Source organism: Pseudomonas sp. TWP3-1 (genome assembly GCF_049896625.1).
Classification (GTDB): Bacteria; Pseudomonadota; Gammaproteobacteria; order Pseudomonadales; family Pseudomonadaceae; genus Aquipseudomonas.
In genome coordinates, this window is sequence record NZ_JAFCUQ010000024.1 from 12293 (window position 1) to 38718 (window position 26426).

27 protein-coding genes and 1 pseudogene are annotated in these 26426 nt (G+C 60.1%); 15 read left to right on the plus strand and 13 right to left on the minus strand.

What is annotated here, in order from left to right; genetic code table 11:
* The first annotated feature begins 16 nt into the window (after positions 1-16).
* Positions 17-1327: an NAD(P)/FAD-dependent oxidoreductase gene (locus ACP7BN_RS24835; protein ID WP_426206483.1), complete on the plus strand. Its 1311-nt coding sequence runs from the start codon at positions 17-19 to the stop codon at positions 1325-1327.
* Positions 1328-1469: 142 nt separating this feature from the next.
* Here ACP7BN_RS24835 and ACP7BN_RS24840 read toward each other — a convergent pair whose 3' ends face one another.
* Positions 1470-1715, minus strand: a complete 246-nt coding sequence (locus ACP7BN_RS24840) for a DUF1127 domain-containing protein (RefSeq protein WP_420649236.1) — start codon at positions 1713-1715, stop codon at positions 1470-1472.
* A gap of 179 nt (positions 1716-1894) precedes the next feature.
* Between ACP7BN_RS24840 and ACP7BN_RS24845 the strand changes: the two genes are divergently transcribed.
* Entirely contained in the window at positions 1895-3319 is a 1425-nt protein-coding gene (locus tag ACP7BN_RS24845; RefSeq protein WP_426206484.1) for a PLP-dependent aminotransferase family protein, read from the plus strand.
* Positions 3320-3325: 6 nt separating this feature from the next.
* Here ACP7BN_RS24845 and ACP7BN_RS24850 read toward each other — a convergent pair whose 3' ends face one another.
* The 4 genes from ACP7BN_RS24850 to ACP7BN_RS24865 form a co-directional block, all read right to left on the minus strand.
* The gene (locus ACP7BN_RS24850) at positions 3326-3868 is read right to left on the minus strand and encodes a hypothetical protein (protein WP_426206485.1); all 543 of its coding nucleotides are present in this window, start codon (positions 3866-3868) and stop codon (positions 3326-3328) included.
* Positions 3869-3882: 14 nt separating this feature from the next.
* Positions 3883-6327, minus strand: coding sequence for a fimbria/pilus outer membrane usher protein (locus ACP7BN_RS24855; RefSeq protein WP_426206486.1), 2445 nt, complete (start codon positions 6325-6327; stop codon positions 3883-3885).
* A complete protein-coding gene (locus ACP7BN_RS24860) occupies positions 6327-7034 on the minus strand; it encodes a fimbria/pilus chaperone family protein (protein ID WP_426206487.1) in 708 nt (235 codons plus the stop codon). The genes ACP7BN_RS24855 and ACP7BN_RS24860 overlap by 1 nt, the downstream gene beginning before the upstream one ends.
* A 162-nt stretch (positions 7035-7196) precedes the next feature.
* Complete coding sequence (locus tag ACP7BN_RS24865; protein ID WP_426206488.1) at positions 7197-7856, minus strand: DUF1120 domain-containing protein; 660 nt, start codon at positions 7854-7856, stop codon at positions 7197-7199.
* A 344-nt stretch (positions 7857-8200) separates the two neighbouring features.
* Between ACP7BN_RS24865 and ACP7BN_RS24870 the strand changes: the two genes are divergently transcribed.
* Positions 8201-9769, plus strand: a complete 1569-nt coding sequence (locus ACP7BN_RS24870) for a phospholipase D family protein (protein WP_426206489.1) — start codon at positions 8201-8203, stop codon at positions 9767-9769.
* 111 nt (positions 9770-9880) lie between these two features.
* Here the strand turns inward: ACP7BN_RS24870 and ACP7BN_RS24875 are convergent, their stop codons facing one another.
* Complete coding sequence (locus ACP7BN_RS24875; protein WP_426206490.1) at positions 9881-11026, minus strand: MFS transporter; 1146 nt, start codon at positions 11024-11026, stop codon at positions 9881-9883.
* Between the two features lie 261 nt (positions 11027-11287).
* Complete coding sequence (locus ACP7BN_RS24880) at positions 11288-12781, minus strand: aldehyde dehydrogenase (protein ID WP_426206491.1); 1494 nt, start codon at positions 12779-12781, stop codon at positions 11288-11290.
* Positions 12782-13021: 240 nt separating this feature from the next.
* On the opposite strand from ACP7BN_RS24880, the gene ACP7BN_RS24885 reads away from it, so the two are divergent.
* The 3 genes from ACP7BN_RS24885 to ACP7BN_RS24895 all read left to right on the plus strand — a co-directional run bounded on the left by ACP7BN_RS24885 (position 13022) and on the right by ACP7BN_RS24895 (position 14175).
* Complete coding sequence (locus ACP7BN_RS24885) at positions 13022-13384, plus strand: cupin domain-containing protein (protein ID WP_420649245.1); 363 nt, start codon at positions 13022-13024, stop codon at positions 13382-13384.
* Between the two features lie 159 nt (positions 13385-13543).
* Entirely contained in the window at positions 13544-13753 is a 210-nt protein-coding gene (locus ACP7BN_RS24890) for an I78 family peptidase inhibitor (RefSeq protein WP_420649246.1), read from the plus strand.
* A 113-nt stretch (positions 13754-13866) separates the two neighbouring features.
* Positions 13867-14175: a hypothetical protein gene (locus ACP7BN_RS24895; protein WP_420649247.1), complete on the plus strand. Its 309-nt coding sequence runs from the start codon at positions 13867-13869 to the stop codon at positions 14173-14175.
* Between the two features lie 108 nt (positions 14176-14283).
* Here the strand turns inward: ACP7BN_RS24895 and rpmG are convergent, their stop codons facing one another.
* Both rpmG and rpmB read right to left on the minus strand, forming a co-directional pair.
* A complete protein-coding gene (gene rpmG / locus ACP7BN_RS24900) occupies positions 14284-14439 on the minus strand; it encodes a 50S ribosomal protein L33 (RefSeq protein WP_016772554.1) in 156 nt (51 codons plus the stop codon).
* 11 nt (positions 14440-14450) lie between these two features.
* On the minus strand, positions 14451-14684 hold the full coding sequence (gene rpmB, locus ACP7BN_RS24905) for a 50S ribosomal protein L28 (RefSeq protein WP_007920377.1): 234 nt from the start codon (positions 14682-14684) through the stop codon (positions 14451-14453).
* Positions 14685-15131: 447 nt separating this feature from the next.
* Between rpmB and ACP7BN_RS24910 the strand changes: the two genes are divergently transcribed.
* Positions 15132-16718, plus strand: coding sequence for an ABC transporter substrate-binding protein (locus ACP7BN_RS24910; protein WP_426206492.1), 1587 nt, complete (start codon positions 15132-15134; stop codon positions 16716-16718).
* 130 nt (positions 16719-16848) lie between these two features.
* Here the strand turns inward: ACP7BN_RS24910 and radC are convergent, their stop codons facing one another.
* Positions 16849-17523 (minus strand): RadC family protein, encoded by a 675-nt coding sequence (gene radC, locus ACP7BN_RS24915; RefSeq protein ID WP_426206493.1) that lies wholly within the window; start codon positions 17521-17523, stop codon positions 16849-16851.
* Positions 17524-17658: 135 nt separating this feature from the next.
* Between radC and coaBC the strand changes: the two genes are divergently transcribed.
* From coaBC to ACP7BN_RS24950, 7 genes and pseudogenes are all read left to right on the plus strand, one after another.
* The gene (gene coaBC, locus ACP7BN_RS24920; RefSeq protein WP_420649250.1) at positions 17659-18867 is read left to right on the plus strand and encodes a bifunctional phosphopantothenoylcysteine decarboxylase/phosphopantothenate--cysteine ligase CoaBC; all 1209 of its coding nucleotides are present in this window, start codon (positions 17659-17661) and stop codon (positions 18865-18867) included.
* Between the two features lie 5 nt (positions 18868-18872).
* Positions 18873-19328 carry a dUTP diphosphatase gene (gene dut, locus ACP7BN_RS24925; protein WP_426206494.1) on the plus strand — a complete coding sequence of 152 codons (456 nt, stop codon included), beginning with the start codon at positions 18873-18875 and terminating at the stop codon, positions 19326-19328.
* Positions 19329-19556: 228 nt separating this feature from the next.
* A pseudogene (locus ACP7BN_RS24930) lies at positions 19557-20933 on the plus strand (phosphomannomutase/phosphoglucomutase); the annotation flags it as partial.
* Positions 20934-20957: 24 nt separating this feature from the next.
* The gene (gene argB / locus ACP7BN_RS24935) at positions 20958-21863 is read left to right on the plus strand and encodes an acetylglutamate kinase (RefSeq protein WP_109626724.1); all 906 of its coding nucleotides are present in this window, start codon (positions 20958-20960) and stop codon (positions 21861-21863) included.
* A 200-nt stretch (positions 21864-22063) separates the two neighbouring features.
* Complete coding sequence (locus ACP7BN_RS24940; protein ID WP_426206495.1) at positions 22064-22294, plus strand: hypothetical protein; 231 nt, start codon at positions 22064-22066, stop codon at positions 22292-22294.
* Between the two features lie 18 nt (positions 22295-22312).
* On the plus strand, positions 22313-22885 hold the full coding sequence (locus ACP7BN_RS24945; protein ID WP_426206496.1) for a hypothetical protein: 573 nt from the start codon (positions 22313-22315) through the stop codon (positions 22883-22885).
* On the plus strand, positions 22872-23255 hold the full coding sequence (locus ACP7BN_RS24950) for a hypothetical protein (protein WP_426206497.1): 384 nt from the start codon (positions 22872-22874) through the stop codon (positions 23253-23255). Before ACP7BN_RS24945 ends, ACP7BN_RS24950 begins: the two co-directional genes overlap by 14 nt.
* Positions 23256-23301: 46 nt before the next feature.
* Here the strand turns inward: ACP7BN_RS24950 and pyrE are convergent, their stop codons facing one another.
* On the minus strand, positions 23302-23946 hold the full coding sequence (pyrE, locus tag ACP7BN_RS24955; protein WP_426206498.1) for an orotate phosphoribosyltransferase: 645 nt from the start codon (positions 23944-23946) through the stop codon (positions 23302-23304).
* An 82-nt stretch (positions 23947-24028) separates the two neighbouring features.
* Here pyrE and ACP7BN_RS24960 point away from each other — a divergent pair, with 82 nt between their 5' ends.
* Entirely contained in the window at positions 24029-24808 is a 780-nt protein-coding gene (locus ACP7BN_RS24960; RefSeq protein ID WP_003229491.1) for an exodeoxyribonuclease III, read from the plus strand.
* A 272-nt stretch (positions 24809-25080) separates the two neighbouring features.
* Here the strand turns inward: ACP7BN_RS24960 and ACP7BN_RS24965 are convergent, their stop codons facing one another.
* Together ACP7BN_RS24965 and rph are read right to left on the minus strand one after the other, a co-directional pair.
* Complete coding sequence (locus ACP7BN_RS24965) at positions 25081-25449, minus strand: DUF4870 domain-containing protein (protein WP_420649256.1); 369 nt, start codon at positions 25447-25449, stop codon at positions 25081-25083.
* A gap of 27 nt (positions 25450-25476) precedes the next feature.
* On the minus strand, positions 25477-26199 hold the full coding sequence (gene rph, locus ACP7BN_RS24970) for a ribonuclease PH (protein ID WP_420649257.1): 723 nt from the start codon (positions 26197-26199) through the stop codon (positions 25477-25479).
* Between the last annotated feature and the right edge of the window lie 227 nt (positions 26200-26426).

Consider the following 26426-nt stretch of genomic DNA (forward strand, 5'->3'; position numbering starts at 1 on the left):
CCTCAGGATGACGCCCATGACTGCCCGCGCCCACACCACCGCGAGCCAACCGCACGTTGCCTCTTATTACGCCGCCAGCAGCCTGCCGCAGCCCGATCATCCGGTGCTGCAAGGCGAGCTGATCGCGGACGTGTGCGTGGTTGGCGGCGGCTTCTCCGGGTTGAACACTGCGCTGGAACTGGCTGAGCGCGGCTTGAGCGTGGTGTTGCTCGAAGCACACAAGATCGGCTGGGGCGCCAGCGGCCGTAATGGCGGGCAGTTGATTCGCGGGGTCGGCCACGGCCTCGATCAGTTCGCCAACGTGATCGGTGCCGACGGCGTGCGCGAGATGAAACTCATGGGCCTGGAAGCCGTGGAAATCGTCCGCCAGCGCGTCGAGCAATTTCAGATTCCCTGCGACCTGACTTGGGGCTATTGCGACCTCGCCAACAAACCGCGTGACCTGGAAGGTTTTGCCGAGGACGCCGAAGAACTGCGCAGCCTCGGCTACCGCCACGAAACCCGCCTGCTGCAAGCCGATGAAATGCACACCGTAGTCGGCTCCAAACGCTACATCGGCGGTTTGATCGACATGGGTTCGGGGCATTTGCATCCGCTCAACCTGGCACTGGGCGAAGCCGCCGCCGCGCAGCATCTGGGCGTGAAGCTGTTCGAACAGTCGGCTGTCACGCGCATCGATTACGGCCCTGAAGTGCGGGTGCACACAGCGCAGGGCTCGGTGCGCGCGAAGACTCTGGTGCTGGGCTGCAACGCTTATTTGAACAACCTCAATCCGCAACTCAGCGGCAAAGTGCTGCCCGCCGGCAGCTACATCATCGCCACCGAACCGCTGAGCGAACAACAGGCCCACGAACTGCTGCCGCAGAACATGGCGGTGTGCGATCAACGGGTCGCGCTGGATTACTACCGGCTCTCGGCGGATCGGCGTTTGCTGTTCGGTGGCGCCTGCCATTATTCGGGGCGCGATCCGCAGGACATCGGCGCGTACATGCAGCCGAAAATGCTCGAAGTGTTCCCGCAACTGGCCGGGGTGAAGATCGATTATCAGTGGGGCGGGATGATCGGCATCGGCGCCAATCGGTTGCCGCAAATCGGTCGGCTCGCGGATCAGCCGAATGTGTATTTCGCCCAGGCTTATTCCGGTCACGGGGTGAATGCCACGCACCTGGCCGGCAAGTTGCTCGCCGAGGCGATCAGCGGGCAGCACAGCGGCGGGTTCGATCTGTTCGCCAAAGTGCCGCACATCACCTTCCCCGGCGGCAAGCATTTGCGCTCGCCGTTGCTGGCGTTGGGGATGTTGTGGCATCGCCTGAAAGAGTTGGTCTGATAGTTTTTCGGCGCCCTTGAAATCGCTATCGCTGGCAAGCCAGCTCCCACAGTGATCTCGGATGCTCACAACATTTGTGTTCACCATGAAACCTGTGGGAGCTGGCTTGCCAGCGATGAGGCCCGCAAGAACAACACAAAACTCAGATCCGCCAGAACGGCTTCAAGCCCTCCTCCTGCGCCTGCTCCCGCGTCAGCCCGATATCCTCGAGCTGATCCGCCGTCAGACTCAATAACGCCTTGCGCGTGTGCAGACGATGCCAGAACAGTCCCCAGCGACTCAGGCCGGACGGCGCGTTGCGCAGGGCTGTATTCCATGCACTGTCCTCCTGCCCTGCCACCAGTTCCTGACTGTGTAACGTCAGCCGCACATCGCTCAAACCGTTCATTTTTGTCGCTCCTGTTTACTTGGGTAGCCAGAGATTCCATGATGCGCGGGTCGGCAAAAGCATTACAGATTCAACACAACTGTATTAACTCCATACAGATTTGCTGATTCTGCCGCTGAATTGTCGATTTTTGCCGCATCTGTACTGGTTTAACGAATCATCTGCATCGAGGCAGTGTCATGACTCTTTATGTGAACCTCGCCGAATTACTCGGCACGCGCATCGAACAAGGTTTCTACCGCCCTGGCGATCGCTTGCCATCGGTACGCGCCTTGAGCGTAGAACATGGAGTCAGTCTGAGCACGGTGCAGCAGGCTTATCGCATGCTCGAAGACAGCGGACTGGCGACGCCGAAACCCAAGTCCGGCTACTTCGTGCCGGTCGGTCGCGAGCTGCCTGAGCTGCCCGCGGTCGGGCGTCCGGCGCAGCGGCCGGTGGAGATTTCGCAGTGGGATCAGGTGCTTGAACTGATTCGCGCCGTGCCGCGCAAAGACGTGGTGCAACTCGGTCGCGGCATGCCCGACATCAGTTCACCAACCATGAAGCCGCTGTTGCGTGGTCTCGCCCGAATCAGCCGCCGACAGGACATGCCCGGCCTGTATTACGACAACATTCACGGCACCCTCGAACTGCGCGAACAGATCGCGCGGTTGATGCTCGATTCCGGCTGCCAGTTGAGCGCCAGCGATCTGGTGGTGACCACCGGTTGCCATGAAGCACTGTCCACCAGCATCCACGCGATCTGCGAACCGGGCGACATTGTGGCGGTGGATTCGCCGAGCTTTCACGGCGCCATGCAGACCCTCAAAGGGCTGGGCATGAAAGCGTTGGAAATCCCCACCGACCCGCTCACCGGCATCAGCCTCGAAGCACTGGAACTGGCGCTGGAGCAATGGCCGATCAAGGTTATCCAGCTCACGCCCAACTGCAACAACCCCCTCGGCTACATCATGCCCGAGGCGCGCAAACGCGCGCTGCTCAACCTCGCGCAGAAGTTTGACGTGGCGATCATTGAAGACGATGTGTATGGCGAACTGGCCTACACCTACCCGCGTCCGCGCACGATCAAATCTTTCGACGAAGACGGTCGGGTGTTGCTGTGCAGTTCATTTTCCAAAACCCTGGCGCCGGGGCTGCGCATCGGTTGGGTCGCACCGGGGCGGTATCTGGAACGAGTGCTGCACATGAAATACATCAGCACCGGTTCCACCGCGCCGCAGCCACAGATCGCTATCGCCGAATTTCTCAAGGCCGGACACTTCGAGCCGCATTTGCGGCGGATGCGCATGCAATACCAGCGCAATCGTGACGCGATGATCGACTGGGTGACGCGCTATTTCCCGGCTGGGACGCGCGCCAGCCGTCCGCAAGGCAGCTTCATGCTGTGGGTCGAACTGCCGGAAGGTTTCGATACGCTGAAACTGAATCGGGCGCTGCACGATCAAGGCGTACAGATTGCCGTCGGCAGCATTTTTTCCGCCTCGGGCAAGTACCGCAATTGCCTGCGCATGAACTACGCGGCCAAGCCGACACCGCAGATTGAAGACGCGGTGCGCAAGGTAGGCGCAGCGGCGATCAGACTGCTGGCTGACAGTCACAGCTGACCCGGCTCAGCGCAGGCGAAACCCCAGGTCAGCCTCGAAACGGGTCAGGTCACTGACTCGGCTGGCCACTGTCGGGATACGCGCCTCCAGCTCCAGCTCGACTTCCAGACTTTGGCCTTCGATTGCTGTTCCGGCGAGCGCAGGTGTCAGCCGCGAACCCGGACGCAAAACGTCGCTATCCAGCCCTTCTCCCTCGCTCAGCCACTGCACCGGCTTGCCGTCCATGCGCAGCGCCAGCACACGCACCCGCACCCGCAGCGTACCGGCGCCGAAGCGATATTGCGCGGCATCGGCCGCCGGCCCGACCAGTTCCATGCGCAACGGGCCGGGCCGTTCACACTGAACAGTGACCTGCGCCCGACGCAAACCAAAGCTCAATACATTCGCCGAAGTCGACTGCGCCAGCAACTGCCCGCGGGTGGTCGAGCCAAAATCGATGGTGGCAGGGCCGAGTCTGATGGTGCAATCGGGGTTCGCCTGCGCCTGCTCCATGAACATCGGCAGGCATAGCAATATCCCGCCCAGAGCCGCTGCTTTCAATCTGTGCATGCTGTTTTCCTTGTTCAGACAGTCCGGCAGATGGCCTGCGCGGTTTCATACAGTGCGTCGAGATCACGCTCCTCGCTCATGGAGAACTCGAGACGACAGCGTTGTCCCTCCGGTAGCAGGACATGCAATTCGAGACCCGGCTGAACGTCAGGCAGAAAAATCCGCCCGGCCGCCAGCACGCTGGTGACGTATTCCCCCTGACCGTCGAACACACCGAAACCCTTGCCCAAAAACACCTCATCCACCGTGCGCGCCTGCAACAGCAGGCGCCGCGTCGTCACTATCTCGAACGCCAGACGTGACACCGCGTTGCGTCCGGCCTCGACTTCTTGATAAGCGTTGTGCACATCGACGTTGCGTCCAAGGCTGGCGGTGTCGAGTTCCACCCGGCCCTTGCTGTAGGCCGGCAGGCTCGCTGCCACTGCATGGCCTGCGTAGTCGGTCCAGACCGGGCCGCGCGGGGTGTTGAGCTTGATCCCGGCGCTGTCGCCGGCCTTGAGCAAGGCAAAGGTATCGCGCAGCGGATAAGGTGAGAGGGTCACGCCGTCAGCATGCACCAACGCCCCGCCGCGCAAGCCAACGTCATAGGTCTGATCGCCGGCGCCGCTGCGCGAATAGCCCATGTCGAGCTGGCTGTAACGCGGCAGCAGGTTGAGCCGCCCGTTGTAGTCGAGGGTGCCGTGATCCGGGCGCTCGGCGCCGACGCTGTAGGCCACGGTATCGCTGAGGTGCTCGTTGAAGCGCAGACCGCTGCGCGTGCCGCTGACCTGATCATTGCGCACATAGCCGCGCAATGACTGGCGCGGTCCCAACGGCAGACTGACGCTCAGATACGCCGCCGTGCCGCGCGCATCATCCGCATCACCTCCAACATCGCGTTCCACAGTCAGCGACACATTGGCCCGCCGGATGCTCTGCGACCAAGCCAGCGCGACGCGTGAAGAGGCCGTCCCGTCAAACATCGAGAACCGTGAATAGCTGCCGGATAAACTGCCAAGGGTCGGACTGCTGCTACTGAGATTCGCCGACAGTTGATTGCGCACGCGCTGGTACGGCTGGTCGTTGCGCGCATCCCAAGTGGTGTCCGACAGCGTACGAAAATCCTGAGTCTGTTGAGTCAGCGCGAGACTGGCTGACAGTCCTTCGGTGAGCAGACCGTTGACGGTCCATTGCAACTGCGTACCGGACAGTGCCTGGTCCTGCGCCCGGGAAATCACTTGGCGGCCACCCAGTATCAGGCGATCACCGACCGCCCCTTGCATCGCCCAGCCCAACGACTGATAGCCGCTGCCAAGCATCGCTCCGCCGGTGGTCTGCCAGCGCGGGCCAAGTTGCCAATCCTTGCTGGCCGCGACAAACGACGGCGCATCCCGCTCGTCCCCGGCATAACGCCGCACCTGCCCGGCGGCCAATCCATAGCCTGCCGCCCGGCCCGGCAGCGCCCCGCGCAGCTGCGTAGCCGGCACAATGAACCGCCGCTGCTGGCCGTCCTCTTCGTGCACCGTGACTTCCAGATCGACGTTTTGACTCAGCAGCGGCAAACCCACCAGCGTGAACGGGCCGCTGGGCACTACGGTGGTGTAGATCAGCGCACCATTCTGCGTCACCTCGATCCGCGCTGCGGAATAGGCGATACCCTCAACCCGGGCACCGGCGCTGTCCTCGCCGAACTCCATCAGTGCCAGTTCCGGCTGCACCTGAAAACCGTTGAAGGCCTCGCCGGCAAACAGCGGCGAAAGCATATTCAACTGGCCCAATTGCAGATTGGCCTGATAGCGCTCGAAGGTATGCGATGCGTAGGCGTACAGATGCTCGACCCGGCCCTGCCCGCCGGACTCGCTGTACGCCTGACGACTGCGAAAAGCCCAGTCCGCCGCATTCAGGCCGACTTCGGCGTTGAGGCTGCGGTACTGCGAGGATTGCCCGGCATAGCGGCTGCCGAGCATCAACGCGTCGTAATTGAACAGTCCCGCCGTGCCGCCATTGACGAAGTTGCGCCGCGCCGGGCTATCAGGCAGCAATACATCGGTCGGCACCAGCAGTTCGACGTGTTCGCGCGACGGATCGGCTTGCACCACGGCATCCGGGAAGCGTTGAGCGAACAGCTCGCATGCAGGTCCGGGGACGGGCGCAACAGGCTGCGGATTTCTGATGCCGCCACGCTCCAGCAAAGAGGGCGCAAAACACAATTCACCCTCGGCATCGAAGGTCACCTGCAAGCGCCCTTTGGGTGCGCCGTTGACCGATAGTGTTACTGCTTGTTCGCCCTCGCGAAAGCGCGACGCCCGGCTGAAATAGTCGGCCACACGCGGATCCAGCCCGCGCGACTTGAGCACGTCCTGATTGAACTGCACCATCAGCAGGGGGGCGCGCGTTTCGCTCGAAGCGGCATGACTCGGCGTCCACCCACCGCCGAGCGCGAGCAGCAGCCAAGTGGTGCAGTGGCAGCGCCGGTTCATCAGTCCATCACCAACGGTGCATCGTAGTGCTCAATGGCGAAACCGTAAGTGGTCACTGGAAACAGCCGCACCTGCGTCATTTCCTGGCCCGGCGTGACCGCCCCACTCAATGTCAGTGTTTCGCCGGGCAGCACGTAAGTGCGCCCCAGATCCATCTCCTGCCGCCCCGGCAGCACGTTCACCGCGTGGCCCAGCCGTACGACATACGGGCTGGGATTGCGCACCTGCACCTCGGCGCCCTGGCGCGACCAGAGCAGATGCTTCCATGGCTCACGGTCGACCGGCAGATTGGCCGGACGCAGGATCGCCGGGATGTTCTGGCGCACGCTGAAATTCACTTGCGCCTTGCCGGATGAATCCTGCGGCGCAATACCCTCGAACACGACCCGTTTCAGGCGCTCGGTTTCCAACGGCTCGGCACTGCGCAAAATAAAACGCACACGCTGGGTGGCACCGGGCTCGACCCGGGTAACCGGTGGCGTCAGCAACAACAGTGGCTCGGTGTCCTGTGGCACGTCTTCGATAGACGTGTGCAACAGCGCTGGATGCGCTTCGCTGTTGAACACATTGATCCCGGCCTCACCGACCGCTTCATCCAGTACCACGACCGGTGTTTCAGGAACCATTCCGGCCGCCTGGATCGGGCCTGGCACCCATAAGGCAACCAGCAGCACACTGGTGATGGCGTTGCGCACAAAGGTGTTCATGTCGTTGTCCACAGGCGAGCGCGCAGCCGGCATTGATGCCGGGCCACGGGCCAGCCAGATGTGTTGATTGGAAATGACAGGCCGCGCACGCAGCCGCAGCCTGTCGACGTCACCGCAAAGAGTGTCTGGCGCAGCCGACGCAAAACGTCGACGCGCGCCCCGTCAGAGGTAAAGCAGCTCGAAGGTCGCCGAACCGTTGAGGGCAATCGCAGAGGTGATCGGCAGATTCGATGCCGGGCCAATGACCGGCACCAGCGTCATCGGAAAGATGTGCACCACCCCGGCAAGCGGCCCGGCAGACACGCTGCGACCCCACGAATAACGCAGATTGCCTTCATAGTTTTTACCCACCAGCGTGGCAGGTGCCGGCACGTCCCAATTGGTATCGGTGCCTTGCTTGTACATCACGATCGAAGCCTCACCATCGACCGTCGGCGTACCGAATCGCAGGCCATAACCGCCGATCTTGGTCCCGCCGACCTCGCCGATCCCGTAGATGTACAGAGCCCAGTCAGTGCCGTCGACGACGATGCCCGGCAGTTGGGTATGCGACTGATTGTCATGCACCTTGATCGCCATCGGCGCTGACGCCGAGCAGCTCACGTTCAAGGTGACATTGTGGTTGGCCAGTTCGGTCTGGCGGTCGCGGTTCAGCGACGCGGCAGAAATATCGCCCAGATGCACCGTGTTGCCGCCGGCAAAGCCCGGGGTACACGAGGTCGGGATGATAGTGCCGGTGATGCTCAGATCTGCACCGTCGGCCATGACCAGGACCGGTGACAGGGCGGTTGCCACAGCAATTGCACGAAAGGTTTTGCGCATGAAATTTCTCACTCCATAAGAACCGAAAGATGACGGCCAGCTGCGCGTCTTCTGCTGAAAAACAGGAAAAGTCCTGCCTCGGAATCAGCGCGGCCATTATTCCAATTGCTTCGTGGATGTGATGTAAGGCAGGTTCTTGATCGACGCTGGAAAAATCGCTGCATGGCGTAGCTGATGTGAGCCGGAAAATTCTTCAATTTGTTTAAGAACTCTCGCCCTGCCGACAGTCATAAGCTACACGCCGCTCTACCGCGCGGGTCGGATTGACTGATCAGTGAGTTGGGTAGCACGCCAGCAACGCCGTGCCATACTTCCGGCCTCGGCCACACGCGGAACGATCCGACTTGAGCTCCAGACACTCCCTACCATTTGCACTGCTGCTCGTCCTGCTGCTTGGCGGATGCGCCTCGCTGAGCGCACCTCGCCAGCCGAGCCAGGCGCTGCCGGCAGACGGCTCGGCGTTCGGCCGTTCGATTCAGGCCCAGGCTGCGCCGTACAAGGGTCAGTCGGGCTTTCGCCTGCTGTCTAACAGCACCGAAGCGTTCACCGCCCGCGCCGAACTGATTCGTAACGCGCAAAGCAGCCTCGATTTGCAGTACTACATCGTGCACGACGGCGTCAGTACGCGGATGCTCGTTGAAGAACTGTTGAAAGCTGCCGACCGTGGCGTGCGCGTGCGCATCCTGCTGGATGACACCACCAGCGACGGTCTCGACCAGATCATTGCCACGCTGGCGGCGCATCCACAGATCAAGATTCGCCTGTTCAATCCGCTGCATCTTGGGCGCAGCACCGGTGTCACCCGCGCGGCCGGGCGGCTGTTCAACCTGTCGCTGCAACACCGGCGCATGCACAACAAACTCTGGCTGGCGGACAACAGCGTGGCCATCGTCGGCGGACGCAATCTGGGCGACGAGTACTTCGATGCCGAGCCAAACCTGAATTTCACCGACATCGACATGCTCAGCGTCGGACCAGTGGCGGAACAGCTCGGCCACAGCTTCGATCAGTACTGGAACAGCGCACTGAGCAAGCCGATCGAACAATTCCTCTCCAGCAAACCGTCGGTCAGGGATCTGCAAAACACCCGCACCCGGCTGGAAGAATCCCTCGAAGAAACCCGTAAACAGAATCACGCGCTGTATCAGCAGTTGATGAAGTACCGCACCGATCCGCGCATGGATGTCTGGCGCCGTGAGCTGATCTGGGCCTGGAATCAGGCGCTGTGGGATGCACCGAGCAAGGTGCTGTCCAAAGGCGAGCCGGATGCGCAGTTGCTGTTGACCACGCAACTGGCGCCGGAACTGCGCGGCGTGAGCAAAGAGCTGATCATGATTTCCGCCTACTTCGTGCCGGGCCAGCCGGGGCTGGTGTACTTGACTGGGCGTGCCGATGCCGGGGTCTCGGTGAAGCTGCTGACCAACGCGCTCGAAGCCACCGACGTGCCGGCAGTACACGGCGGTTACGCGCCTTATCGCAAGGCACTGCTGGAGCATGGGGTAAAACTCTACGAACTGCGCCGCCAGCCCGGCGACGGCGGCGGCAGCGGGCCGCATGTGTTTTACAGCAAGTCGTTTCGCGGCTCTGATTCCAGTTTGCACAGCAAGGCGATGATCTTCGACAGGCAGAAATCGTTCATCGGCTCATTCAATTTCGACCCGCGCTCGGTGCTGTGGAATACCGAAGTCGGGGTGCTGGTGGACAGCCCGGAACTGGCGGCGCATGTGCGTGAACTGGCGATGCAGGGCATGGCGCCAGCACTCAGCTACGAAGCGAAATTGCAGGACGGCAACATCGTCTGGGTCACCGAGGACGACGGCAAACTGCACACTTTGACCAAGGAGCCTGGGAGTTGGTGGCGACGCTTCAATGCGTGGTTCAGCACCCACGTCGGGCTTGAGCGAATGCTGTAGTAGAACGCTTTTGTGGCGAGGGAGCTTGCTCCCGCCGGGCTGCGCAGCGGCCCCATAATTCTGTGAGCGCTGCGCACTCAAGCGGGAGCAAGCTCCCTCGCCACAAAGATCTCAGGCAGGCTCAGCCACTGTGCCGAACGCGCCTTGGCGCATCAGCAGAATCACCAGGCCAAACGCCCCCGCCGCCATCAACAGCGGCAGCGCGTGTCCACTGATCCACTGGCTACCCGCCCCCGCCGCCAACGGCCCGACCAGACACCCAACGCCCCACAGTTGCGCAATGTGCGCATTGGCCCGCACCAGCGCATCGTCGCGATAACGCTCGCCGATCAGAATCAGCGACAAGGTAAACAAACCACCCGCGCTGGCACCAAACAGTACCCACAGCGGCCAGATCAGCAAGGTGTCGATGAGCAGCGGAATTGCCAGACTCGACAGCATCAGAATCACTGCGCAGCCGGTGAACAAGGTGCGCCGCGACAGCCGATCCGCCAGCGCACCAATCGGCAATTGCAGCAGCGCATCACCGACCACCACCGTGCTGACCATCGCCAATGCGATCTCTGCGGTGAAGCCCTGGCGCAGGCAATACACCGGCAGCAGCGTCAAGATCATCGCCTCAAACGCGGCGAACAGCGACACCGCCCAGGCAATCGCCGGCAGCTCACGACTGAAGCGCCACAAATCGCTGAATGTGACACTGCTGGCCTCGCTGCTCGGCGCCCCGCTACGGCCCAACAGCAGAAGCGGCGAAGCGATCAGCAGAATGACGCCGACCCAGAAACCGTAATCGTGATCTGTGCCCAACGCGCCCAACAGCAACGGGCCGGACAGTTGGCTCAGCGCATAACTGCTGCCATACAGCGCCACCAGCCGCCCGCGCCAATGCTCGACCACCAGTTGATTGATCCAGCTCTCGCCGAGGATGAACACGATGGTCAGGATCACCCCGATCATCAGCCGCAGCAGCAGCCAGACCGGATAGCTCGGCAACAGCGCCAGCAGACCGATCGACAACGCGCCGGCCCACAAGCACAAGCGCATCAGATTGGCCGTACCGAAACGCGCCGCCAGATGACTGGAGATCTTCGCCCCAAGCAACACGCCAATTGCCGGCATCGCCGCCATCACGCCAATCGCGAACGAACCATAACCCCAGCTCTCCAGACGCAACGACACCAGCGGCATACTGACACCAAGCGCCAGGCCGACACTCAAGACAGACGCCAACACGGCGAAATACGTCGCCCAACGCATGGCCCACGCTCCTGTGGATATTCTTATCTGCAACACAAAACCAATGTGGGAGCGAGCCCTCGTGGCGAGGGGATTTATCCCCGTTGGGCCGCGTAGCGGCCCCAAAACCTGCAACCGCGATGTATCAGGCACATCGCGTGCAATGATTTTGCGACTGCTTCGCAGCCGAACGGGGATAAATCCCCTCACCACAAAAACTCACTCCCACGGGAGATCTCTGTAACGTTGGGAGCATGATTGAATCAGGCCCCCATCAGCGGTTTACAGCTTGATCCACGTCGCCTTCAGTTCGGTGTACTTGTCGAACGCATGCAGCGACTTGTCGCGACCGTTGCCCGACTGTTTGAACCCACCGAACGGTGCCGTCATGTCGCCGCCATCGTACTGGTTGACCCAAACGCTACCGGCACGCAGAGCCTTGGCGGTCAGGTGTGCCTTGGAGATGTCCTGAGTCCACACCGCTGCCGCCAGGCCGTAAGGCGTGTCGTTGGCGATCTGAATGGCTTCTTCGGCGGTGTCGAACGTGATGACCGACAGGACCGGGCCAAAGATCTCTTCCTGAGCGATTTTCATCGCATTGCTCACGCCGTCGAAAATCGTCGGCTCGACGTACGTACCGCCAGTTTCCTGAAGAATGCGTTTGCCGCCCGCCACCAGTTTGGCGCCATCGGTGTGGCCGGATTCGATGTACGACAGCACCGTGTTCATCTGCTGGGTATCCACCAGCGCACCAACGTTGGTCTCCGGGTCCAGCGGATTGCCCGGCTTCCAGGTTTTCAGCGCCTCGATCACCATCGGCAGGAATTTGTCCTTGATCGAACGCTCGACCAGCAGACGTGACCCGGCGGTGCACACTTCGCCCTGGTTGAAGGCGATGGCGCTGGCGGCGGATTCAGCGGCGGCTTGCAGATCCGGCGCGTCGGCGAACACGATATTCGGGCTCTTGCCACCGGCCTCCAGCCACACGCGCTTCATGTTCGATTCGCCGGAATAGATCATCAGCTGCTTGGCGATCTTGGTCGAACCGGTGAACACCAGCGTGTCGACGTCATTGTGCAAAGCCAAGGCTTTGCCGACGGTGTGACCGTAGCCCGGCAGCACGTTGAGCACGCCCTTTGGAATCCCGGCTTCGACCGCCAGCGCTGCAATACGGATGGCGGTCAGCGGCGATTTTTCCGATGGCTTGAGGATCACCGAGTTACCGGTCGACAGCGCCGGGCCGAGTTTCCAGCAGGCCATCATCAACGGGAAGTTCCACGGCACGATGGCAGCGACAACGCCAACCGGCTCGCGGGTCACCAGACCCAACTGATCGTGCGGAGTGGCGGCGACTTCGTCGTAGATCTTGTCGATCGCTTCACCGCTCCAGCTCAGCGCTTGCGCCGCACCTGGAATATCGATGTGCAGCGAATCGCTGATCGGCTTGCCCATGTCGAGAGTTTCGAGCAGGGCCAGTTCTTCGGCGTGCTGCTTGAGCAGGCCGGCGAAGCGGATCATGGTGGCTTTGCGTTTGGCAGGCGCCAGACGCGACCAGGCACCGGAATTGAACGTGGCGCGAGCATTTTCCACGGCGCGCTGGGCATCGGCGGCGTCACAGCTGGCAATCTTGCCCAGCAGACGGCCATCGACCGGGCTGATGCACTCGAAGGTCTCGCCGGAGACGGCATCGGTGTACTCGCCATTGAGATAAGCGCGGCCTTCGATTTTCAGGTCGCGGGCGCGTTGTTCCCAATCGGCACGAGTCAGGGTGGTCATTTCGAGTGTCCTCCGCTTGTTGAATACGAGCGCCGCGCGATCTTCGCCAGCGTCCTCAAAAATTCTGCCCGGCCAGCCGTTCTTTCGGCCAGAGGCACCCGCCACCCTAAACCAGCGGCCGGGGTTGTTTCAATATATTTGACATAAGGTCGCCATATGACCTTGCAGTGTTGATTTTAATCAACATAGACTTTGGCCCTTTCCAGCCAATCGCGCTGTATTTACGGGGGGATAACAACAATGAACATCCAGAACATCGTCGACATCAGCCTGACCATGGACCAGGCCGAGCGCTATCGCCCGGATCCGGCCAAAGTGCTCAAGGGCGATCCCGAGCAAGCCGTATTCAATCAATACGACAGCCCATGTGGGCAGATGGGCGCCGGCGTGTGGGAAGGCGCCATCGGCCAATGGCTGGTGAACTACACCGAGCACGAATACTGCGAAATCCTTCAGGGCGTTTCGGTGCTGCGTGACAGCGACGGCAATGCCAAGACCTTGCGTGTTGGCGACCGATTTGTGATTCCCGCAGGGTTTCGTGGCACTTGGGAAGTGCTTGAGGCGTGCCGCAAGGTTTATGTGATCTTCGAACAGAAGGCCTGATCTGACACAGCCAGTGACGACCTGAGTAAGACGTGTGCGGTGCTTCTGAGTGAAACTTCGCGACGGCGCTCATACACCGGAAAAATTCCTACCGACACGGACGTTTCGGCAGCATTGACCGGCGAGCGCCTCAATCCGAATAGAACGCAAGGAGGCACCATGCCTGATTTCTGCAACATCAACGCCGCGCAATTTGCTGTCGGCCAAGTCGCCACCCCTGAAACCCTGAGCGCCATTCGCGACGCTGCGGGGGTGCAAAAGCATCGACTGGAGCGGCCGGAGGATATGTTCAATCTCTTGCCCAAACCGGATCGCATCCGGGTACTGGTCAACGCACGCGACGAGATCATCGAACTGATCTGCGGTTGATTGCCAATCCCACAAGTCATCCATATGTACCGCACTCGGCAACAGGCCGTTCGGTACCGTTTCATCACGCCTCAAGGAAACGAGGCGCTTTAACCATCAAACAAGGAAATAACATGACCAGAATGAATTCTCTAAAGGGCGCAGCCCTGACCGCCCTGCTGGCAATCAGCTTCGCAGCCGTCGAAGCCTCGGCCTCCGACAATGCAGCTCGACCAAGCCAGTGCGATGGCAACTTCGCATACAACCCCCTCGTAGAGACCGCAGTTACCCCACAGCTTCTGGAAGAGCTACGCGAGATGTCGGGGGCAGCAACCGTACGCCATGAAAAAACCGGGGAGATTTATACCCAGGAATACCGCAGCGATCGCCTCCGTGTGTTCAGCGCGAAAGGAAACGTCTACAGCCACGTCCAGTGCGGCTGATCCACTGACCTGCCGCTGCTGAGCAGGTGACCGATTCCGGCTCAACAGGCAACAAAAAAGGCCCGTATCGTGAGATACGGGCCTTTTTCGTAAGTCCGGAAAAATCAATTACTTGATTTTGCCTTCCTTGTACATCACGTGCTTGCGAACAACCGGATCATATTTCTTGATCTCGATTTTGTCCGGGGTAGTACGCTTGTTCTTGTCGGTAGTGTAGAAGTGACCAGTACCGGCGCTCGAGATCAAACGAATCAATTCACGCATGATTAGCTCCCTTAAATCTTGCCATCGCGGCGAAGTTCGGCGAGCACGACAGTGATGCCACGCTTGTCGATGATACGCATGCCTTTAGCAGATACGCGCAGACGCACAAAACGTTTCTCTTCTTCAACCCAGAAGCGGTGATGCTGCAGGTTCGGCAGGAAACGACGACGGGTTTTGTTGTTTGCGTGGGAAATGTTATTCCCAGTCACCGGACCCTTACCGGTAACTTGACATACTCTCGACATGCCTCAGCCCTCTAAAACCACATGCCCAACCCGGCATGGGTTGGCCGCTTAATCTCTCAGTCATTTGGCGCCAGGCGCCGCGTTTCTTCAGAGGTCTTACCGGCTTCACTTACAAGCGAAGGAACCGGGCCCCTAGAAAAGAGCGCTGCTTTATACCAGAAAGACCGCAGAGCAACAACTTTCCGTGTGCAATGAACCGCTAAAAAGCTGATTTTTCTGGCCGCAGGCGCCTCAGACAAAGGCTATCGGCAGCTTTTACCATTCGTCGAAGAAAATTCGCAAGAGCGCCGATTTCAGAGTTTTCACTACGCAGCCCGCACCAGAACGCCAGTCACCCGACCCCAAAAAAGCAAAAAGGGGATAGTCATTTGCAATCGCGACCACTAGGGTAGGACTTTTCCAGACTGCACTTGCAGATGGGCCTTCGTTCTGTAAAGGATTCCCACCATGCGCCTCGCTGCCCTACCCCTGCTGCTTGCCCCGTTGTTGCTCAGCCCACTGGCCCAGGCTGCCGCCCTGAGCGTCTGCACCGAGGCCAGCCCTGAAGGGTTCGATGTGGTGCAGTACAACTCGCTGACCACCACCAACGCCTCGGCCGACGTGCTGATGAACCGCCTCGTGGATTTCGACACCGCCAGTGGCAAGGTCGTCCCGAGCCTCGCTGACAGTTGGGAAGTCAGCACCGACGGCCTGACCTACGTGTTCAAGCTGCACCCGCAGGTGAAATTCCACAGCACCGACTACTTCAAGCCGAGCCGCGAACTGAGCGCCGAAGACGTCAAGTTCAGCTTCGACCGCATGCTCGACCCGGCCAACCCGTGGCACAAAGTTGCGCAGAGCGGATTCCCGCATGCGCAATCGATGCAGTTGCCCGCGTTGATCAAGAAGATCGACGCACTCGATCCGCTGACCGTGCGCTTCACCCTCGACCACCCGGACTCGACCTTCCTCGCGACCCTGAGCATGGGTTTCGCCTCAATCTACTCTGCGGAATACGCCGATAAACTGTTGAAGGCTGGCGCGACCGACAAGCTCAACAGCCAGCCAATCGGCACCGGCCCGTTCGTCTTCACACGGTTCCAGAAAGACGCTGCAGTTCGCTACAAGGCCAACCCCGATTATTTCCGCGGCAAGCCTTCGGTCGACCCGCTGATTTTCGCCATCACTCCGGACGCCAACGTGCGCCTGCAAAAGCTCAAGCGTAACGAGTGCCAGATCGCGCTGTCGCCCAAGCCATTGGACGTGCAGGCAGCGCTGAAAGAACCGACGCTGAAAGTCGAAAAAACTGACGCGTTCATGACCGCTTTCGTCGGCATCAACAGCCAGCACCCGCCACTGGACAAGCCGGAAGTGCGTCAGGCGATCAACCTCGCCTTCGACAAGGCCAACTACCTCAAAGCCGTATTCGAAGACACCGCCGAAGCCGCCAACGGCCCTTACCCGCCGAACACCTGGAGCTACGCCAAAGGCCTGCCCGGTTATGCCCACGACGTGCAGAAAGCCAAGGCGCTGATGACCAAGGCGGGCTTGAAGGACGGTTTCCAGACCACCATCTGGACCCGTCCGTCAGGCAGCCTGCTGAACCCGAATCCGAGCCTCGGCGCGCAGATGTTGCAGTCGGATCTGGCAGAAATCGGCATTCAGGCGGAGATTCGCGTGATCGAATGGGGCGAGTTGATCCGCCGCGCCAAGGCTGGCGAGCATGACTTGCTGTTCATGGGCTGGGCCGGCGACAACGGCGATCCGGACAACTTCCTCACGCCGCAGTTTTCCTGCGCTGCGGTCAAGTCCGGCACCAACTTCGCGCGCTACTGCAACGCCGATCTGGACAAGCTGATCAGTGCCGGCAAGACCACCAGCGAACAAGGCGTGCGCACCAAGCTCTACGAGCAGGCACAGGCGCAGATTCAGCAACAGGCACTGTGGCTGCCGCTGGCGCACCCGACGGCGTCTGCGCTGACGCGCAAGGACGTGCAGGGTTACTCGGTGAGCCCGTTTGGGCGGCAGGACTATTCCAAGGTCAGTCTCAAATAGCCGCTACATAACAAAACCTGTGGGAGCTGGCTTGCCAGCGATAGCGGAGCTCCAGGCGACATTTGTGCTGGATTTGCCGCCATCATCGCTGGCAAGCCAGCTCCCACAGGGTTTTATAGTTCCTTGAGATTTACATCCAGCCACACTCCGCCATCGACAACGGCTCACCATCCCCGACGATGAAGTGATCGAGCACGCGCACGTCGATCAACTCCAGAGCCTTCTGCAAGCGCTTGGTCAGCAGCTTGTCCGCCTGACTGGGCTCGCTGTTCCCCGATGGATGGTTGTGACAGAGGATCACCGCCGCCGCGTTGTTCGCCAGCGAACGCTTCACCACTTCCCGGGGATGCACGCTGGTGTTGTCGATCGAGCCGCGAAACAGCGCCTCGAACGTCAGCACTTGATGTTTGGAATCCAGAAACAGACAGCCGAACACCTCGTGCGGCTCGTGGCGCAGCATGGCTTTCAGATAGTCCCTGACCGCCTGCGGATTCTCCAGCGCCGGTTTTCTGCGTGAGTGCTCGGCCAGATGCCGCCGGCTCATTTCTTGCGCAGCCTGCAGCTGTGCAAATTTCGCGGGACCAAGACCCAATTGTTTGCTGAACGCTTCCTGATCAGCCTCAAGCAGCAAACGCAGGCTGCCAAACTGATTCAACAGATGCCGCGCCAGATCCACTGCACTTTGCCCCGGCACACCAGTGCGCAGGAAAATCGCCAGCAGTTCAGCATCCGAAAGACTTGCCGCCCCATGTTCCAACAACCTTTCCCGCGGCCTTTCCGCCGCCGGCCAATCGCGAATACTCATACACATTCCTTGTCTGTGGGCGCCGCTGTTCCGTAGCGGTCGCTGTGATATCGTAGCCCATCTTTTTTGCGGGCGGATTCACCCTGGGGAGGGGGTTTCGCCACGTATGTCACCCACGAAATCAAAGGCAGACCTATGCAGCGGCTGTATCGGAAACGCATCGTTCTGGGCGTCGGCGGTGGCATTGCTGCCTACAAGAGCGCCGACCTGGTTCGCCGCCTGATCGACCAGGGCGCCGAAGTGCGCGTGGTCATGACCCGTGGTGGCAGCGAGTTCATCACCCCGCTGACCATGCAAGCGCTGTCCGGCCATCCGGTGCACCTCGATCTGCTCGACCCGGCCGCCGAAGCGGCGATGGGCCACATCGAGCTGGCGAAATGGGCGGATCTGGTGCTGATCGCCCCGGCCACCGCCGACCTGCTCGCGCGTCTGGCCCAAGGCATTGCCAACGATCTTTTGACCACGCTGGTGCTGGCCACCGACGCCATCGTGGCTGTGGCTCCAGCGATGAATCAGGCGATGTGGCGCGATCCGGCGACGCAAGCCAACCTGCAACTGCTCGAAAGCCGTGGCCTGAAGACCTTCGGCCCGGCCTCCGGCAGCCAGGCCTGCGGCGACGTCGGCATGGGTCGCATGATGGAAGCTACAGATCTCGCCCAATGCGCGGCGGACTGCTTCCAGCGTCAGGCACTGACCGGCAAACACGTGGTGATTACGGCCGGCCCGACTCAGGAAAACATCGACCCGGTGCGTTACATCACCAACCACAGCTCCGGGAAAATGGGCTTTGCCTTGGCCGAAGCTGCGGCTGAAGCTGGCGCCCGCGTCACGCTGATCAGCGGCCCGGTGCACTTGCCGACGCCGGATCGGGTCACGCGCATCGACGTGGTCAGCGCCCGCGACATGCTCGCCGCCTGCGAAGCCGCGATCCCGTGCGACGTGTTCATTTCCTCGGCTGCGGTCGCGGACTACCGCCCGGAAGTCATCGCCCCACAAAAACTCAAGAAAGACCCTACGAGCGGTGACGGCTTCGTCCTGCAAATGGTGCGTAACCCGGACATCCTGGCCACCATCGCGACCCGTCCCGACCGTCCGTTCAGTGTCGGCTTTGCCGCCGAGACCGAACACCTGCTCGACTACGCTGCACGCAAGCTCAAGGACAAGAATCTCGATTTGATCGTCGCCAACGACGTCGCCAACCCGAGCATCGGTTTCAACAGCGAAGAAAACGCCTGCAGCGTCATCGACCGTGCGCTGCACGCCACGGTTTTCGCCCAGACCAGCAAGAGCAAGATTGCTCGCCAGCTCGTCACTTTTATCGCCGAACGTCTGAACCAGGTTTAATTTACATGCACGCTTTGCAAGCCAAGATCCTCGACCCACGCATCGGTACCGAATTCCCGCTGCCGCAATACGCCACTCCGGGTTCCGCCGGCCTCGACCTGCGCGCCATGCTGCAACAGGACACCGTGATCAAACCGGGTGAAACCGTACTGATCCCTACCGGTCTGTCGGTGTACATCGGCGACCCGAATCTCGCGGCGCTGATCCTGCCGCGCTCGGGCCTGGGCCATAAGCACGGCATCGTGCTGGGCAATCTGGTCGGCCTAATCGACTCCGATTACCAAGGCCCGCTGATGGTGTCTTGCTGGAACCGTGGCCAGACCGATTTCACCATGACCATCGGCGAGCGTCTGGCGCAATTGGTGCTGGTACCGGTGGTGCAGGCGCATTTCGAAATGGTTGAAGAGTTCGTCGAAACCGAGCGCGGCGCGGGTGGTTTCGGGCATTCCGGCACCAAGTAAACCGACAGAAAATCATACTGAGGGAGTCTTCTCCCTCAGCATGAAAATCAAGGCATTAGCTGACCAAAGCCGCGCCGTTCGCGGTGTCATGGCCCTTTCATACCACGAACTCTCTGTGGAAAACGCCGTCATACCCTTCAGTTTGAGCTTGCCGTCGAATCAGTCGTCGGTCTGTCCAGTCACTTTTGAGATGGAGCATTTCCGCAGATGACCACCCCCGCCCTCGTTGCCCCGAAACTTCCCGACAGCATCTTCCGCGCCTACGACATCCGCGGCACCGTGCCGGAATTTCTGAACGGCGAAACCGCTTACTGGATCGGCCGCGCCATCGGCTCGCAGAGCCTGGCCCAGGGCGAACCAAACGTGTCGGTGGGCCGTGACGGGCGCCTGTCCGGCCCGGAGCTGGTCGCTGAATTGATTCGCGGTATCGCCGAAAGCGGCTGCCACGTCAGCGACGTCGGCCTGGTGCCAACGCCTGCGCTGTACTACGCCGCCAACGTACTGGCCGGCAAGTCCGGGGTGATGCTCACCGGTAGCCATAACCCGTCGAACTACAACGGCTTCAAGATCGTGATCGCCGGTGACACCCTCGCCAACGAACAGATCCAGGCCCTGCACGAGCGCCTCAAGAGCAACAACTTGAGCAGCGGCCAGGGCAGCGTGACCCAGGTCGAAATCCTCGACCGCTACAACACCGAAATCGTCCAGGACATCAAACTGGCGCGGCGCCTGAAAGTCGTGGTCGACTGCGGCAACGGCGCGGCGGGCGTGATCGCCCCGCAACTGATCGAAGCACTGAACTGCGAAGTCATCCCGCTGTTCTGCGAGGTCGACGGCAACTTCCCGAACCATCACCCGGACCCGGGCAAACCGGAAAACCTTGTCGACCTGATCGCCAAAGTCAAAGAGACCAACGCCGATATCGGCCTGGCCTTCGACGGCGACGGCGACCGCGTCGGCGTGGTGACCAACACTGGCACCATCGTCTTCCCCGATCGCCTGCTGATGCTGTTTGCCCGCGACGTGCTGGCACGCAACCCGGACGCGGAAGTGATCTTCGACGTCAAATGCACCCGTCGTCTGGTGCCGCTGATCAAGGAATATGGCGGTCGCCCGCTAATGTGGAAGACCGGTCACTCGTTGATCAAAAAGAAGATGAAACAATCCGGCGCGCTATTGGCCGGCGAAATGAGCGGGCATATCTTCTTCAAGGAACGCTGGTTCGGTTTCGACGACGGTATTTACAGTGCCGCACGGCTGCTGGAAATCCTCAGCAAAGAAAAATCCACCGCGGAAGAGCTGTTTGCGACCTTCCCGAACGATATTTCTACGCCGGAAATCAATATCCATGTGACCGAAGAGAGCAAATTCAGCATCATTGATGCATTGCACGACGCGCAGTGGGGCGCAGGCGCTGACCTGACCACCATCGACGGCGTGCGAGTCGACTACGCCAAAGGCTGGGGCCTGGTGCGCGCGTCCAACACCACACCGGTGCTGGTGCTGCGTTTCGAGGCCGATGACGAGGCTGAATTGCAGCGCATCAAGGACGTGTTCCACGCCCAGTTGAAGCGCGTTGCACCTGATCTCCAACTACCGTTCTGATTTCTGATTCACCCGGAGCCCTGAATGACCCTCGAACGCGAAGCCGCCGCCAACACCGCCAAGGTCCTGTCCGAAGCACTGCCTTACATCCGCCGCTACGTCGGCAAGACGCTGGTGATCAAATACGGCGGCAACGCGATGGAAAGCGAGGAGCTGAAAACCGGCTTCGCCCGCGACATCGTCTTGATGAAAGCCGTGGGCATCAACCCGGTCGTAGTCCACGGCGGCGGCCCGCAGATCGGTGATCTGCTCAAGCGCCTGTCGATCGAGAGCCACTTCATCGATGGCATGCGCGTGACCGACGCACAGACCATGGACGTGGTGGAAATGGTCCTCGGTGGCCAGGTCAACAAGGACATCGTCAACCTGATCAACCGTCACGGCGGCAGCGCCATCGGCCTGACCGGTAAAGACGCCGAGCTGATTCGTGCGAAGAAACTCACCGTGACCCGCCAGACACCGGAGATGACCCAGCCGGAAATCATCGACATCGGCCAGGTGGGTGAAGTGGTCGGGATCAACACCGATCTGCTGAATCTGCTGGTCAAAGGCGATTTCATCCCGGTGATCGCGCCAATCGGCGTTGGCGCCAATGGCGAGTCGTACAACATCAACGCCGACCTGGTGGCGGGTAAAGTTGCCGAAGCACTGAAAGCCGAAAAGCTGATGCTGCTGACCAACATCGCCGGCCTGATGGACAAATCCGGCACGGTGCTGACCGGCCTGACTACACAGCAAGTCGACGACCTGATCGCCGACGGCACGATCTACGGCGGCATGTTGCCGAAGATCCGCTGCGCACTGGAAGCGGTTCAGGGCGGCGTCGGCAGCTCGCTGATCATCGACGGTCGCGTACCGAACGCGATCCTGCTGGAAATCTTCACCGACACCGGTGTGGGCACGCTGATCAGCAATCGCAAGCGCCCCTGATAGCTGAAACGCAAAAGATCGCAGCCTGCGGCAGCTCCTGCAAAGCGGGATTTCGGATGTACGAAATCCCCGTAGGAACTGACGAAGGCTGCGATTTTTTTATGCGCGCAAGAAACGTCCGACCCAAATCAACGAAACGTCCGACATCGCCTCAGAACAAATCTCCCTAGGATCTTCCCCTCATCCACCGGAGATTTACCATGCAAAAAGACAACGTTCCTTATGGCAGTGACATTTCAGCAGGTACCTACGCATGCGCGGATTGCGGCCGAGAGTATTCGGGCAAGTCAAATAAGTCGATGCCGCCCTGCCCCGACTTCACGCCAGCCTCCCACCCGCTCAAGGGCTGGAAAGTACTGACCGGCCAAGGTGATGCGCCGCAGGACCCGTATCCGGGAACAGCCAGAAAACCGACCGGCAGCGGACGATAACCTCGGAGTGACTGAGCCATGCAGATCTCGTTCACGATAGACGCTGCTGCTTTCGAGCTGGAGCAAAAGGAACCGGTCAAGAAAACCCTGCGAATCACCGATCCGCAAATCGCCGGCGCCTTGCAACGTATCGCCAAGGCGAGCTTGACCGAATATCTGAAAATGCTTGTCGAGGGCGGCATGCCGAGCCGGGCCGACGAAGCCAAGCAAGATCGATTGCTGTATCTGATCCAAAGCTACTTCGAGCAAACATTGCCGACCGAATCGCAGATATCGACGATTTTTCAATTGACGCAAAGCCAGAGCAAAACCCTGCTCAAGAACACCGTTTCGCGCTTTCGCAATCAACTCGACGACATTCTGCAACACAGCATGCGCGCGGTAGTCGAGTCTGCCGAGCACGCGCAGAACGTGTATCTGGTGGTCATCAGTTCGGATGTCATCCGCGATGAGCTGAACATGCTGATCACTCAAAACGAGCCGACCTTCAAACCCATCACCAAGCGCAAAGGCAGTGCCGGGCAATTCGAGATCAGCGAAGATTCCCACGCATTGTTATGCCAGACACTCGGCCTGAATGCCGTTCAGTGACATCGTCGCGGTCAGTGGCTTGCTGCTGACCCTGACGACTTTTCTGTTCAATCTGGCGTGGCCGGGAATGCGCGCGGCATTGGAGCTGGATGCAACCCAGTCAGGCCCATTGGCCAGAAAACGCAGTCGAGGACAAGTGCGCAGAACGCTACTCGGATGCGCGCTGCCATTGAGCGGTGGTTTCACGGCGCTGTTCTACATCAACCTGCCGGCGACCGTAGAAATCGTGCGCACGAGCACGCTGGATCTGTGGAATTTCGATGTGGGTCGCACGCTTTACGTAATGATGGCCTGGGCGCTACTTGGATTCGCGGCACTCAACATCTGGCTGAGCTGGCAGCTCATCGCCAAGTGGCATCACCTGCGTTGATTTTGAGTTGAAAAAAAAGGCCCTGTTTTCACAGGGCCTTTGATTCTCAAACGCCGAATTGCGCGCGGTAGGCTTCGACTGCTGGCAGATGTTGTTTGAGCTGCGGATCGTCAGCGAGGAATTCCAGCACTTGGTTCAGCGAAACAATGCTGATCACCGGAATACCGAAATCGCGCTCGACTTCCTGAATCGCTGACAACTCGCAGTTGCCACGCTCCTGACGGTTCAGCGCGATCAGCACGCCGGCTGCCTTGGCGCCGTCCTGAGAAGCGATGATCTGCATCACTTCACGGATGGCGGTACCGGCGGTGATCACGTCATCGATGATCAGCACGTCGCCGGTCAACGGTGCGCCGACCAGGCTGCCGCCTTCGCCGTGAGCCTTGGCTTCCTTACGGTTGAAACACCATGGCAAATCACGGTCGTGATGTTCAGCCAGCGCGACCGCGGTGGTCGCTGCCAGCGGGATGCCTTTGTAGGCCGGGCCGAACAGGACGTCGAAGGAAATACCGCTCTCAGCGATGGCAGCGGCGTAAAAACGACCCAGCTGCGCCAGCGCGGAACCCGAGTTGAACAGGCCGGCATTGAAGAAGTAAGGACTGGTGCGCCCGGACTTCAGGGTGAACTCACCGAAGCGCAAAACGCCGCGATCGATGGCAAAACGAATGAAATCGCGCTGATACGTTTGCATGAAAAAAACCCCAAATACCACGGATTTAGCTAATTAGCTTGACGCCGTGTATCATACACGCACGCGATTTTTGGGGCCATTTATGCGGATCATCAGTGTGAACGTCAATGGTATTCAGGCTGCAGTCGAGCGTGGTTTGCTCAGTTGGCTGCAGGCACAGAATGCCGACGTCATCTGCCTGCAGGACACCCGTGCCTCCGCCTTTGAACTGGATGACCCAGCCTTCCAACTGGATGGCTACTTCCTTTATGCCTGCGATGCCGAAGTACCCGCCCAAGGCGGCGTGGCTTTGTACTCGCGGTTGCAACCGAAGGCTGTCATCAGCGGTCTCGGTTTCGAGACGGCCGACCGCTACGGGCGCTACCTGCAAGCAGATTTCGACAAAGTCAGTATTGCCACTTTGCTGCTCCCTTCGGGGATGAACGGCGACGAAGACTTGAACCAGAAGTTCAAGCTCATGGACGACTTCGGCAAGTACCTGGACAAGCAGCGGCGTAAACGTCGCGAGTACATTTATTGTGGCTCGCTGTACGTCGCGCAGCAGAAGCTCGACATCAAGAACTGGCGCGACAGCCAGCAATCACCGGGCTTCCTGGCGCCAGAACGCGCCTGGATGGACGAGATTGTCGGCAACATGGGTTATGTCGACGCCCTGCGCGAAGTCAGCCGTGAAGGTGATCAGTACAGCTGGTGGCCGGACAACGAACAGGCCGAGATGCTTAACCTCGGCTGGCGCTTCGATTACCAGCTACTGACCCCGGGCCTGCGGCGCTTCGTGCGCAGCGCACGCCTGCCGCGTCAGCCACGCTTCTCGCAGCACGCGCCGTTGATCGTGGACTACGACTGGACGCTGACGATCTAAATCATCTTTTCGCAGATACAAAAAAACCGACAGTGATGTCGGTTTTTTTGTGGGCAACTTTTGAGATTTGCGCCGCCTGAGAGATCGCTTCCCCCTCACCAACCCTCTCCCCCAAGGGGGGCGAGTGGGAAAGGGAGCCGATCTTCGTGCTTTTCAAACTCGAGTTCGATTGAGGAATCTCAGGTCGATGTAGCTCGAGAGGACGGCTCGGTCAGTCCCCTCTCCCTCTGGGAGAGGGCTAGGGTGAGGGCAAACTCAGGCACACCCGAAGACTATTTGATCACTCGCCAGGTAAACGGATAACGATAAGGCACACCCTCGTTAGCCTTGACCCCGGCAATGATCGTCAGCACCAGCGCGCCGATAGCCACCAGCCCGAGCAGGAAGAAACCGATCACCAACAGCATCAGGAAGAAGCTGATCATCGAAGCAATCGCCACGGTGATCTGAAAATTCAGCGCTTCCTTGCCCTGAGCATCGATAAACGGATCCTTCTCGCGTTTCATCTGCCAGAGAATCAGCGGCCCGATCAGGTTGCCGAATGGAATCCAGAACCCCAACAAGGCTGACAAGTGGCAAAACATCGCCCACTGACGAACCTCCTGGCTCGGCTTGGGCAGCAACTGTTGCTCATCACTCATCGCATTCTCCTTGCGTTTGTGAACCGATCAGTCAGCCAGTGCGGCGGTCTGCAGTTCGAAGATTTCGTTCATGCCTTTCTTGGCCAGTTCGAGCATGGCGTTCAGCTCTTCAGGCTGGAACGGCGCGCCTTCGGCGGTACCCTGCACTTCGATGAAGCCACCGGTGCTGGTCATCACGACGTTGAGGTCGGTCTCGGCTGCGGAGTCTTCAAGGTAGTCCAGATCCAGCACTGGCTCGCCTTGGTACATACCCACGGACACGGCCGCGATCATTTGCTTGAGCGGGTCGCCGCCCTTCAGACCGCCACGCTTCTTGATCACTTTCAGCGCATCAACCAGTGCAACCATGGCGCCGGTGATCGAAGCAGTGCGAGTGCCGCCATCGGCCTGGATCACGTCGCAATCGACGTAGAGGGTAACGTCGCCCAGTTTGGACATGTCCAGCGCAGCGCGCAGCGAACGACCGATCAGACGCTGGATCTCCAGAGTACGACCGCCCTGCTTGCCACGGCTCGCTTCACGCTGATTACGCTCGCCAGTAGCGCGCGGCAGCATGCCGTATTCGGCGGTCAACCAGCCCTGGCCCTGACCTTTGAGGAAACGCGGCACGCCGTTTTCGACGCTGACGGTGCAGATGACTTTGGTATCACCGAATTCGACCAGTACCGATCCTTCGGCGTGCTTGGTGTAGTTGCGGGTAATGCGGATCGAGCGGAGCTGATCGGCAACGCGACCACTTGGACGTTTCATAGGAGATACCTGTACTGGGGACGGAAAACTGCCGAGCATTATAGAGCCGTGCACCGCGCTGGGCACTGCTTAAAAATTCGGCCCGACGGTTGAAGGCCGTGAAACGCAGATTACCGACGGCCTGCAGTCCTTTGTCACACCGTGTGTTTGGGCGCATTCGCTGCACTGCGCTACAATCCTGCGCCTTTGCTGCCAGTCGGCTTACATTCATTGAGATCGTGGCCGCA